Genomic DNA, 11660 nt, shown 5'->3' on the forward strand with positions numbered 1-11660 from the left:
TCTCGGCCATATCTCCGGAAAGATGCGGATGCACTACATTCGCATACTTCCAGGTGACAAAGTGACGGTCGAGTTGACCCCGTACGATTTGAGTCGTGCTCGCATCGTGTTCCGGGCGAAGTGAGCTGTTTGAACCCCCGGGAACGCGTCAAGAGCGCATAAGAGTTAGGCCAAGGAGCAGACCATGAAAGTTTCGGCATCCGTGAAGCAGATGTGCCGCAATTGCAAGATCATCCGCCGCAAGGGCGTGGTGCGTGTGATCTGCACCGACCCGCGCCACAAGCAGCGCCAGGGCTAATCCCCGGCGCGCACGACAGGACTAGAGGACAACCATGGCACGTATTGCTGGTATCAACATTCCGCCGCAAAAGCACACTGAGATCGGTCTGACGTCGATCTACGGCATTGGCCGTACGACCGCCCAGAAGATCTGCACGAGCTGCGGCATTCCGTTCGAAAAGAAGGTCAAGGACCTCACCGATGGCGATCTCGAAAAGATCCGCGATGAAGTCAACAAGCTGACCATCGAAGGCGATCTGCGCCGTGAGCAGTCCATCAACATCAAGCGTCTGATGGACCTCGGCTGCTATCGTGGCTTCCGCCACCGCCGCGGCCTGCCGATGCGCGGTCAACGCACCCGCACGAACGCCCGTACCCGTAAGGGTCCGCGCAAGTCGGCTGCGACCGGCAAGAAGTAAGCTGCCCGAACTGAAAGAAGGTCAATATGGCAAAGGCTCCCAACAATTCGGCGGCTCAACGCGTTCGCAAGAAGGTCCGCAAGAACGTTGCTGACGGCATCGCGCACGTCCACGCTTCGTTCAACAACACCATCATCACCATCACCGACCGTCAAGGCGGCGCCCTGTCGTGGGCTTCGTCGGGCGGCCAGGGCTTCAAGGGTTCGCGCAAGTCGACCCCCTTCGCAGCCCAGGTGGCGGCTGAAGTGGCAGGTCGTGCCGCTCAGGAACAGGGCATCAAGAACCTGGACGTCAAGATCAAGGGCCCCGGCCCGGGTCGTGAGTCGTCGGTGCGTGCCCTGGCTGCCCTCGGCATCCGCATCAACTCGATCTCCGACGTGACGCCGGTGCCGCACAACGGCTGCCGTCCGCAGAAGCGCCGCCGCATCTAAGTCCAGCTCGCTCGAGCGGGACCTTGCAGATTCGGATGACGGTGCGATAATCGCGCGTTTTCCCGGAGCCGGCGGGCACTCAGGTGCCGCGCCGGCTTCAGTCTTGAGTCGATCTCATTTCGAGACGATTCTTAAGCCCACCGTCCAAGCCCATAACAACACCGGCTGGACTCGCGTCAGTCACCCCTGGCGTCAGATTGAACAAGGACACTCAAAGTGGCACGCTATCTCGGCCCCAAGGCCAAACTTTCCCGCCGCGAAGGCACCGACCTTTACCTGAAGAGCGCCCGTCGCGCCATCAGCGACAAGGCCAAGTTCGACAGCAAGCCCGGTCAGCACGGCCGCACCTCCGGCCAGCGCACGTCGGACTTCGGTCTGCAGCTGCGTGAGAAGCAGAAGGTCAAGCGCATGTACGGCGTGCTGGAGCGTCAGTTCCGCCGCTACTTCGCCGAAGCTGAGCGCCGCAAGGGATCGACGGGCGTGAACCTGCTGCAATTGCTGGAATCGCGTCTGGACAATGTCGTCTACCGCATGGGCTTCGGCTCCACCCGCGCTGAAGCCCGCCAACTGGTTTCGCACAAGGGCATCGTGGTGAACGGCGACGTCGTCAACATCGCCTCCTACATGGTCAAGGCCGGTGACACCGTCGCTGTGCGCGAAAAGGCCAAGAAGCAGCTGCGCGTGACCGAGTCGTTCAAGCTGGCCGACTCCATTGGCCTGCCGGCCTGGGTCAGCGTCGACGGCACCAAGCTCGAAGGCGTGTTCAAGAAGGCTCCGGACCGCGACGAGTTCGGCGCCGAGATCAATGAATCGCTGATCGTCGAGTTGTACTCGCGTTAATGTTTTCCCCCGCCGATCGCGCCCATCCGGGCGCGGTCGGCGTTTCCTCGTCCGGGCATCACAGCCCCTCGAAGGCTCTGCCCGGCTGGTCCTCAGCCTTATCGGTGTAACGAACCGAGGGTATTGAAAGAAAGACCTCATGCAAACCAACTTGCTCAAACCCAAGTCCATCAACGTGGAGCCCCTGGGCGGCCATCGCGCCAAGGTCACGCTGGAGCCGTTCGAACGCGGCTACGGTCACACCCTGGGCAACGCCCTGCGCCGTGTGCTGCTCTCGTCGATGGTGGGTTATGCGCCGACGGAAGTGACGATCGCCGGCGTGCTGCACGAGTACTCGGCAATTGACGGCGTGCAAGAGGACGTGGTTCACATCATGCTGAACCTCAAGGGCGTCGTCTTCCGTCTGCACAACCGCGAAGAAGTGACCCTGGTCCTGCGCAAGGAAGGTGAAGGCCCCGTCACTGCGGCCGACATCCAGACTCCGCATGACGTCGAGATCATCAACCCCGAGCACGTCATTGCCCACCTGTCGCAAGGCGGCAAGCTCGACATGCAGATCAAGGTCGAGAAGGGCCGTGGCTACGTGCCCGGCACGATGCGCCGCTTCGGCGATGAGCCGACCAAGAGCATCGGCCGCATCGTTCTTGATGCTTCGTTCTCGCCCGTCAAGCGCGTCAGCTACGCCGTCGAGAACGCCCGCGTCGAGCAGCGTACCGACCTCGACAAGCTGGTCATGGAAATCGAAACCAACGGCGCCATCTCGCCCGAGGAAGCGATCCGTTCCTCTGCCAAGATCCTGGTGGAACAGCTCGCCGTTTTCGCTCAACTGCAAGGCACCGACCTGGTCGATGCATTCGACCAGCCGGCCCAGCGCTCGAGCAGCTTCGACCCGATCCTGCTGCGCCCGGTCGACGAACTCGAACTGACGGTGCGTTCGGCCAATTGCCTGAAGGCCGAGAACATCTACTACATCGGCGACCTCATCCAGCGTACCGAGACCGAGCTGCTCAAGACGCCCAACCTGGGCCGCAAGTCGCTCAACGAAATCAAGGAAGTCCTGGCTTCCCGCGGTCTCACGCTCGGTGCCCGCCTGGAGAACTGGCCCCCGCAAGGCCTGGACAAGCGCTGATCTGATTTGAAATGAATGGGTGGCGCGCTGACCAACGCCACCCGGTGCACCCGGCAGTACCTGATACGGCTGTCGGTATTAACGAAGTGAAAGGAATAGCACCATGCGTCACCGTAACGGCCTCCGCAAACTCAACCGCACCAGCGCCCACCGCGCTGCGATGCTGCGCAACATGTGCGTTTCGCTGCTGCAGCACGAAGCCATCAAGACCACGGTCCCCAAGGCCAAGGAACTGCGCAAGGTTGTCGAGCCCCTGATCACGCTCGCCAAGGAACCCACCCTGGCTAATCGCCGTCTGGCTTTCGACCGCCTGCGTGACCGCGACATCGTCACCAAGCTCTTCAACGAGCTGGGCCCGCGCTTCAAGACCCGTCCGGGCGGCTACACCCGCATCCTGAAGATGGGCTTCCGCGTCGGCGACAACGCGCCCATGGCCTTCGTCGAACTGGTGGACCGTCCTGAAGGCGAGACCGCCGGCGAAGCCGCCGAGTAAGCTCAGCCCGCGCTGATCTGCAAAAGCCCGCCTCGTGCGGGCTTTTTTCCGCCTGCGTCGTGCGAGTCGTGCCGACGGGAGATCTGAACATCGAAGGTGGTCGTCGGCATGGCTCGCGGGACCCGTGCCGATTTGCAGTGGAATTTGCCAATCGCTCAGAAACTGGTGTATACTGCTAGCTTCAGTCGCGGGGTGGAGCAGTCTGGTAGCTCGTTGGGCTCATAACCCAAAGGTCGTCGGTTCAAATCCGGCCCCCGCAACCAATACCGGAGACCCGTTGAGTGCCAGTCGCTCAGCGGGTTTTTCCTTTTCAGCTCAAGTCGCGCGCCGTGTCGGCGATCCCGACTTGAAGGTACAAGGCCGAGCATGTCAGCCGGCGGCGCATGAGTGCGTCCGCGGTGGGCAATCTCTTCGGCGCACCGGGCACGCGATGTGCGGGACGGGTCTGTTTCGGCTGAATGTTGGCGGCTGAGCGCTGCGCCGTCACCCCGTCCGTGCCTCTCCTGCCCACTGCGCCGCGAACTGCTCGATGGGCATGGGGCGGCCGAAGAGATAGCCTTGGTAGCAGTGGCAGCCGCTGGCACCAAGGAAGGCCAGTTGCTCGTCGGTTTCCACGCCCTCGGCGATGACCTCCAGGCCTAGCGTATTGGCCATGCCGATCATGGCTTGCACGATGACGGCGTCGGTGCGGGAGCTCAGCATGCTTGCGACGAAGGCCTGGTCGATCTTGAGCTGGTCCAGGGACAGCCGGGTAAGGTAGGCCAGCGAGCTCTGGCCGGTCCCGAAGTCGTCGATCGCGAAACGCACGCCCATCGCCCGGACAGCCTTCATCTTGGCGACCGTGTCTTCGATGTTGACGAGCACGAGGCTCTCGGTCAGCTCCAGCTTGAGCAGGCGTGGATTGGCGCCGCTCTCGTTCAGCGCCTGCCCCACTTGCTCGACGAAGTCTGCCTGGCGGAACTGCCGTGCACTGACATTCACAGCCAGCTGCAGGTCCCGGGTCAGCGGCGCATCGGCCCAGGCGCGCAGTTGATGGCAGGCCTCTCGCAGGACCCAGTCGCCGATCGGAAGGATGAGGTCCGTTTCCTCGGCCAAGCCGATGAACTCGCCGGGCGAGACCATGCCGCGCGTCGGATGACGCCAACGGAGCAACACCTCGGCGCCTATGGGGCGGCTGTTGCCGTCGACTTGGGGCTGGTAGTACAGCAGCAACTGCCCTCCAGGAAGGGCACCCCGCAGGTCGGCCTCAAGGCCTATGCGCTCCTGGATCGCGGCGTGCGTCGCCGGGTCGTAGAAGCGCGCTGCGTTGCGACCGGCGCGCTTGGCCTCGTACATGGCGATGTCAGCGCGCTTGAGGATCTCATCGACCGGCTCGTCGCTGCCATGCAGCATGCAGATTCCGATGCTGGCGGTGCAGTGCCACGCACCGCCGACGTCGTAGGGCCGGGACAGTGTGGTGCGAATCTTCTCCGCCACGGCTTCCGCGTCCTTGACGGCGTGGTGCAGCTCAGGATGAAGATCGGACAGGATGACGACGAACTCATCGCCGCCCTGGCGTGCGACGGTGTCGTGTACCCGCACGCATGCCCGCAGCCGGCGGGCCGCCTCAATCAGCAGGGCGTCCCCTACATCATGGCCACGGCTGTCGTTGAGCTCCTTGAAGTTGTCCAGATCGATGAACAGCACGGCCGCAGCCAATCGCTGCCGCGTCTCCGAGGCCCAGATCTGGTCGAGCCGGTCCCGCATCATGCGGCGATTCGGCAGTTCGGTGAGCGCGTCGTAGAACGCCAGGTTGTGGATGGTCTCGTCCGCAAGCTTCTTCTGCGTGATGTCAGTGAACACCGCCACGTAGTTCGCCACAGCGCCATCGTCGTCGGTCACGGCGGTGATGCTGAGCCACTCGGGGTAGATCTGGCCGTCCTTGCGGCGGTTCCAGACCTCGCCCTGCCAGTGGCGGTGGGCATGCAACTGCTGCCACATGGCCTCGTAGAAGCTCGCGTCGTGCCGCCCTGACCGCAGCAGCCGCCCCACCACCTTGCCGCGAGCTTCGGCGGCCGTGTAGCCGGTGATCCGCGTGAACGCCGAATTGACCCGAAGGATGGCCTGCTTGCCGTCGGTGATGGCGATGGCCTCCAGAGAGTCGAAGGCGATGGCGGCGATGCGCAGGTCGGTCTGGGCGCGCCGCCGCTCCGTGATGTCCGATGCCACCGCTACAAATCCGGCCTGACCTTCCTCGTCCTCGTGCAGCGGGTGGATGTCGATGTCCAGCCAGAGCTCACTGCCGTCCTTGCGGCGGTTGAGCACCAGCGAACGGCCCCCGCGCCCGGACTCGATAGCCCGCTCGATGTGCGCCAGGCCTGGCTGAGTTTCCAGCTCGCTGCGCAGCAGTCCGCTCAGGCTCTTGCCAAGGGCCTCGCCGGCGGCATAGCCCGTGATCTGCGAGAACGCATCGTTGACCCATGTCATGCGGAACCGGCCGTCAGTGATCATGACAGCGTTCTTGGTCAACTCCGCGACCAGCGCAAGCCGTTCGAGCTCGCGGGTCTGTGATGCGATGCGCAGGTACTGGGACTTGACGACCCTGGCGGTCGGCTCGGCGACGATGAGTCCCATGGCCACCAGCAGCACGACGGTCGCCACCGCCCACAGTTTGTACCGGCCGACTTCGCTCCTGTGCCGCGCCTTTAGCGTCGCATCGATCGACGCCACCAGCTGTTCGGCGGCCATCAGTGCGGGCTCGACGGCGCGCTGCACGGGCTCGATGTCGGCCTGCTGCGGGTGCTGACCCTGGCGCATGGCGTCCAGCATTGCCTGCGCACTCGTAATCAAGGACTCTCGGGACTCGTCCCAACGTGCCACCACCGCCGCGTCGAACACCTCGTCCGCACCCTGCGACTCGGCGTGCAGGAAGGCCTTCAGCGAGCCGGCGTCCTGCTGGGCCTGCTCGAGGACCTCGGCGAGTACGCTTCTGTCGGTGGCTCGTTCCGCAGGAGACTGGCCCAGCAGCGAGGCGATCCGACCAATGCGCTGGCTATGCATGCGCTGCCGGCCGGCCAGGTTGGTGGCCTCGGCCTCCAGGCCGTGGCGTTCAAGGGCTGACTCGGCCTGCCAGGCCAGGAAGAAGGCATGGCCGCCTGCGGCGAAGAGCACGGCATACAGCGCGACCCGCACCTGTCGATGCAGCTGGGCACCCCTCAGCCGGTCGTGGTAGCGGCTGGGCGAGGCGAATGCGAGGCGATCCCGTCGCAGGCGCCACACATGCAGCGCCATCAGGACAACGAACAGGGCTCCGGCGGCGGCCGCGGCGATTTCCCAGCCGACACTCATCTAGAACCCGGCAGGGGTGGCCGCCGGTTCGGCCTGGATTCGGAACGCCTCGACCGCCTGGACCAACTGGCTGGCTTGTTGCCTCAGGCTTTCCGCCGCCGCCGCGGTTTCCTCGACCAGCGCCGAGTTGTGCTGGGTGGCGCGGTCCATCTGGCTGACGGCTTCGCCGATCTGGGCGACGCCTTCGCTCTGCTCGTGGCTGGCGAGGCTGATGCCGCCTACGACGGAGCTGACCTGATGGATGGCCTGCACCAGATCATTCACGGCGGCACCCGTCTTAGCGACCAACTCGGTGCCCTTGTCCACCCGATCCATGCTGCCCATGATCAGCGCCTTGATCTCGCGTGCCGCCTGGGCGCTGCGCTGAGCCAGCGACCTGACCTCGCCAGCAACGACGGCAAAGCCACGCCCCTGCTCGCCAGCGCGTGCCGCCTCCACCGCGGCATTCAATGCCAGGATGTTGGTCTGGAAGGCGAGGCTGTCGATGACCGAGATGATCTCGCCGATGCGGCGCGAACTTTCGTTGATGCCCTGCATGGTCTGCACCACCTCGGCGACCATTTCGCCACCTCGCGATGCCACCTGGCTGGCGGTCTGGGCCAGTTCGTCGGCGTGCTTGGCATTGCTGGTGTTCTGCTTGACTGCCGAGTCCAGCTGAGCCATGGAGGCCGCCGTCTGCTGCAGCGCGGCGGCCTGCTCCTCGGTCCGGCTGGACAGGTCCGTGTTGCCCTGGGCGATCTGTGCGCTGGCGCTCGCGACGCCTTCCGCGTCGCGGCGCACGCCCGCCACCACGACGGCCAGCGCGCAGCGCATGCGTTCGAGCGAGGCCAAAAGGCGCGAGATCTCGTGCTTGCCTTCAACGTTCACCGGCGTGCTGAGGTCGCCGCGGGCGACGGCCTCCGCGACTTCGATCGCCTGATGCAAGGCCGAGCTGATGCCGCGCGTCAGTAGTCTCCCAAAGCCCACAGCCAGCAGCGCCGCGCCGACTCCCAGTGCGATGCACAGGTTGCGGATGAGCACATAGCGCTCCAGCGCCATCGCATGCTCGGTCTGCGCGGAGGTGCGCAGATGCTCCATGAGGGCCTGGATGTCGGCCGCCACGGCGACATATCGCGGTCGCAGGGCTTCGACGACCAGCCGGTTGGCGAGGGCGATCTCGCGTGCCCTCAGCGCCGTGACCACCGGCCGCAGGCCTTCGGTGACGAAGAGCCGTCGGTGCTCGGCAAACTGCCCGGACAGCCGTTGCTGTTCGGGCCCCATTGGGCCGGCAAGATGCTCGCGCCAGACCTTGTCAATGGCGGCGATGTTCTCCTCCACTTCCCCCACGCTGCGCGCAATCGTCGCTTCGTCCGGCGTCACCAGGGCGACGGCGATCGCCAGCCGGTTGCGCAGCAGGCGCTCCTGGATTTCTGCGATGCGGGCCATGGGCACCACGCTGCGTTCGTACATGTTCTGCAGCGCATCGTCGGCGCGTGACATGCCCGTCAGGCCGGCGCTTCCGACGAGCGCCACCAGAGTCAGCAAACATGCAATTAGCAGGTTCAGCCGGGTCGAAATCTTCAAGCGATTCATTGCGCCCCTTCCATCGTCGCCGGGGCTGCTTCAGCGCCCTCGGGTCTCTATGTCTCTTGACGGGACGCGAAGGGTATCCGCTGATTTTTTCGTTCGTACACAAACCGTTGCCAATCCACCGAGGGTGGGGTGTCTTGTCAGCACTCTTTGCGTTGGATCAAAGACGGTGTGATTGATGGCTGATAAATGCTGCCGTCGGCCCCTCGATGGCGTTGCCAGGCCTTCATGCCGATACCGGGGCGCGGGAAACCTGCCGTCTCCGCGCGGCGCAGCCCATGCCCGAGCGGTCAGTTGCCGAGCTTGGCCGTTGATGAACGGCGTGGGCCCTTTCGAACACATCGCGCTGGATCTGTGCCCTGGCATCCAGGGCGCGCCACATTGCGCGGCTTCGACACGGCCACGCGCCGACGGCGGTTGGTAGGCGGACGGTCACGATCCCCACCGTCCGGAGCCCCGCTCATCTTCGGCAGCGGCGACGGCGCTCCCGAGCCCCAGTGCGACGATGATTTGGGCGTCCATCCCATGCGCATGTGCTGCGCTGGATTCACATGACCGGCGGCCATTGGCACAGGCAGCAGGCTCGATCCGCTGAAGGCGGCTGCAGTTGGCAGTCGACTGAGAGATGGAGTTCGAGCGGCAGCCCTAACCCCGCTGTCCGTCGACGCGCGTGACAGGCGGGATCCAAGCCAGCAGCGTACGCAGCAGTTGACGCGGGTCGATGGGCTTGCTGACGTGGGCGTTCATGCCTGCGGCCAGACAGTCCTGCACGTCGCGTTCCATGGCGCCGGCCGTCATGGCGATGATGGGTAGGCGGGCATGACGGGGCGTGGCGCGGATCAGCCGCGTGGCGGTGACGCCGTCCATCTCGGGCATCTGCATGTCCATCAGCACCGCGTCGAAAGTTGCATGCTCAAGGCGCTCGATGGCCTGCTGCCCGTTTTCTGCCACCTCGACCTCCAGCTGGACCATGGCCAGGAAGGCGCATGCCACTTGCTGATTGACGGGGTTGTCCTCGACCAGCAGCACGCGCGCCCCGCGCAGGGGGCGCATGGTTTCGGCCAACTCGGTCATGCTGTTGCCCGAGGCCGCTGCGGACGAAGGCTCTTGCTGCTGCAACTGCATGAGCGCGTCGAAGAGGCGCGAGGGCGTGACCGGCTTGACGAGCACCTGCGTGCCCGGCCGCCCCTGCAGCTCCTCGGCCACACGCTCGCTGGCATGCAGGCTGCCCAGCGCAATGACGGCGGGTGGGGGCATGCCGCGCTCGGTGGCGGTGTGCCGGGCCGCGTCGACGAAGTCGGCCTGGGCTGTCTTCCAGTCCAGAAGCAGCAGTTCGTAGGGATGCGAAGCCTCCGCCTGGCGCAGCCGGTACAGGGCCTCGTCACCGAAGGAGGCCACGCCGACCTGGAAGCGCCAGCTCTGCAGCATCTGCTGCAGGATGAGGCGCTCGGTGGGCTGGGCGTCGACGACCAGGGTGCGCATGCCGCGGATGCGGTGCAGGTCGATGCGCTCCACGCCGGGCCCGGCCTTCCCAAAGCTGCATGTGAATGCGAAAGTGCTGCCCTGGCTGGGCGCGCTGCTGACTTCGAAGCTGCCGCCCATTAGCGTCACCAGGCGCTTGCAGATGGCCAGGCCCAGTCCGGTACCTCCGTAGCGCCGCGCGATGGACGCGTCCGTCTGGCCGAAGACCTGGAACAGTCGGCCGACCTGCTCGGGCGTCATGCCGATGCCGGTGTCGCGCACCGCGATGCGCAGCTGGATGCAGTCATCCTTTTCGCCGAGGAACTCGGCGCGTACGACGATTTCGCCCTTGGGCGTGAACTTGATGGCGTTGCCGACGAGGTTGTTCAGCACCTGCGTCAGGCGCAGGCTGTCGCCGACCAGCCGGTCGGGCAGCTTGTCGTCGAATTCGAAGAGCAGGTCCAGCCCGGCTTCCTCCAGCCGCGCGGAGAACAGGTGGCCGACGTTCTCGATGAGCTCTTCGGGGCTGAACTCCTCTTTCTCCAGCGTGATCTTGCTGGCTTCGATCTTGGAGTAGTCGAGGATGTCGTTGAGCAGGCTGAGCAAAGCCTTGGACGAGGTCTGCACCTTGGCGAGATAGTCGCGCTGGCGCGTCTCCAGGCGTGACTCCAGCACAAGGTTGGTCAGGCCGATGATGGCGTTCATCGGGGTGCGGATCTCGTGGCTCATGCTGGCTAGGAAGAGGCTCTTGGCGGCATTGGCGGCGTCGGCTTTCTCGCGAGCGACGGTCAGCGCCTCGCCCTGGCGGTGCCCCGCCTCGTAGGCCTTGAAGAGGCGGGCGTAGAGCGTGCTGTTTTCCAGCAGCAGCTCCATCAGCACCACCGAGCAGGCCAGCAAGCCGTAAATGCGGCCGGCGTAGAAGCCGAGGTCGAAGCGCGCTGCGTTCAACATGGCTGACAGGGCGATGTCGAACAGCCAGGCCATGCAGACGACCATCAGCCACAGGTCCAGCACTGTGCGTGGCCGCTGCCGCCACAGCGCGCCCAGCGCCACCAGGCTGAGGAGCCAGACGCTGCCAACGGCGGCCTGGAAGGCCGGCGAATAACGGCCGCCCACGAGCAGGTCGGGCAGCCAGCCGTGCCCCAGCGTCGCCAGGGCGATGAGGCCGGTGGCGGCCGCCAGCGTGGCCAGCGGCCAGGCCAGTGCCGGACCGCCCAGGCGGGGGCGTGACTTGATCGCGACGTAGCCGAGCACGAAGAGCGGAAAGCCGCCATGCCAGAGCATGTAGAGCCAGACGGTGGTCTGCGTCGTGGCGCCCAGCAGCCCGGACGTGCTGAAGAGGCCGGGGAAGGTCAGCGCATGGGCCGTCGTCAGCAGCGCCGTGAAGAGGTAGCCGCAGCCGAGCACGAGCAGGGCCTGGGAGCGCAGGATGCGGTACTGGCCGAACAGCAGTACAGCCGTGATCAGGTCGGTCAGTACCAGCGCCGACTCGTAGATGGGAATGAACGCCGGCACCGGCGCCAGCTTGAGTTTGGCGAAGGGCAGCAATGCCGCGAACACGACCAACGACACCAGCGCGACGACGAGCGCATGGCGACGCTCGCGCGGACCTGCCGGCTGGTTCAGCAAGAAGGCCGGCCCGTCCTGGGCCGTGACCGCTTCGAGAGACTCACCGCCCTCACGGGGCAGGTTGTGTGCTTCCACATCGGCTC

Annotated in this window: 10 protein-coding genes and 1 tRNA gene; 8 read left to right on the plus strand and 3 right to left on the minus strand. The window is 65.2% G+C overall.

The features are described from left to right. The 8 genes from infA to VGF12_RS22510 form a co-directional block, all read left to right on the plus strand. On the plus strand, window positions 1–124 hold a 124-nt coding region (infA, locus tag VGF12_RS22475; RefSeq protein WP_331178298.1), incomplete at its 5' end, for a translation initiation factor IF-1. Between the two features lie 60 nt (window positions 125–184). Continuing rightward, window positions 185–298, plus strand: a complete 114-nt coding sequence (gene rpmJ / locus VGF12_RS22480; protein ID WP_056194202.1) for a 50S ribosomal protein L36 — start codon at window positions 185–187, stop codon at window positions 296–298. Between the two features lie 34 nt (window positions 299–332). After that, window positions 333–698, plus strand: a complete 366-nt coding sequence (rpsM, locus tag VGF12_RS22485) for a 30S ribosomal protein S13 (RefSeq protein ID WP_331178278.1) — start codon at window positions 333–335, stop codon at window positions 696–698. A gap of 26 nt (window positions 699–724) precedes the next feature. Further along, complete coding sequence (rpsK, locus tag VGF12_RS22490) at window positions 725–1129, plus strand: 30S ribosomal protein S11 (protein WP_056194196.1); 405 nt, start codon at window positions 725–727, stop codon at window positions 1127–1129. A 216-nt stretch (window positions 1130–1345) separates the two neighbouring features. After that, window positions 1346–1969, plus strand: a complete 624-nt coding sequence (gene rpsD, locus VGF12_RS22495) for a 30S ribosomal protein S4 (protein ID WP_331178279.1) — start codon at window positions 1346–1348, stop codon at window positions 1967–1969. A 139-nt stretch (window positions 1970–2108) separates the two neighbouring features. Continuing rightward, window positions 2109–3098 (plus strand): DNA-directed RNA polymerase subunit alpha, encoded by a 990-nt coding sequence (locus VGF12_RS22500; protein WP_331178280.1) that lies wholly within the window; start codon window positions 2109–2111, stop codon window positions 3096–3098. A 103-nt stretch (window positions 3099–3201) separates the two neighbouring features. After that, window positions 3202–3591 (plus strand): 50S ribosomal protein L17, encoded by a 390-nt coding sequence (gene rplQ / locus VGF12_RS22505; RefSeq protein WP_331178281.1) that lies wholly within the window; start codon window positions 3202–3204, stop codon window positions 3589–3591. Between the two features lie 186 nt (window positions 3592–3777). Beyond that, window positions 3778–3854: transfer RNA gene (locus VGF12_RS22510), tRNA-Met, on the plus strand. 220 nt (window positions 3855–4074) lie between these two features. Here the strand turns inward: VGF12_RS22510 and VGF12_RS22515 are convergent. From VGF12_RS22515 to VGF12_RS22525, 3 genes are all read right to left on the minus strand, one after another. Then, entirely contained in the window at window positions 4075–6918 is a 2844-nt protein-coding gene (locus tag VGF12_RS22515) for an EAL domain-containing protein (RefSeq protein WP_331178282.1), read from the minus strand. After that, complete coding sequence (locus VGF12_RS22520; RefSeq protein WP_331178283.1) at window positions 6919–8490, minus strand: methyl-accepting chemotaxis protein; 1572 nt, start codon at window positions 8488–8490, stop codon at window positions 6919–6921. A 642-nt stretch (window positions 8491–9132) separates the two neighbouring features. Beyond that, window positions 9133–11652, minus strand: coding sequence for a response regulator (locus VGF12_RS22525; protein WP_331178284.1), 2520 nt, complete (start codon window positions 11650–11652; stop codon window positions 9133–9135). Window positions 11653–11660 lie beyond the last annotated feature (8 nt).

Origin of the sequence: Roseateles sp., assembly GCF_036404855.1 — a bacterium.
Lineage (GTDB): Bacteria > Pseudomonadota > Gammaproteobacteria > Burkholderiales > Burkholderiaceae_C > Pelomonas.

What these genes read in the sequence shown, in the direction of transcription:
- rpmJ (WP_056194202.1), top strand. Translation starts at nt 185, where the DNA reads ATGAAAGTTTCGGCATCCGTGAAGCAGATGTGCCGCAATTGCAAGATC.
- rpsM (WP_331178278.1), top strand. Translation starts at nt 333, where the DNA reads ATGGCACGTATTGCTGGTATCAACATTCCGCCGCAAAAGCACACTGAG.
- rpsK (WP_056194196.1), top strand. Translation starts at nt 725, where the DNA reads ATGGCAAAGGCTCCCAACAATTCGGCGGCTCAACGCGTTCGCAAGAAG.
- VGF12_RS22500 (WP_331178280.1), top strand. Translation starts at nt 2,109, where the DNA reads ATGCAAACCAACTTGCTCAAACCCAAGTCCATCAACGTGGAGCCCCTG.
- rplQ (WP_331178281.1), top strand. Translation starts at nt 3,202, where the DNA reads ATGCGTCACCGTAACGGCCTCCGCAAACTCAACCGCACCAGCGCCCAC.
- VGF12_RS22515 (WP_331178282.1), bottom strand. Translation starts at nt 6,918, where the DNA reads ATGAGTGTCGGCTGGGAAATCGCCGCGGCCGCCGCCGGAGCCCTGTTC.
- VGF12_RS22520 (WP_331178283.1), bottom strand. Translation starts at nt 8,490, where the DNA reads ATGAATCGCTTGAAGATTTCGACCCGGCTGAACCTGCTAATTGCATGT.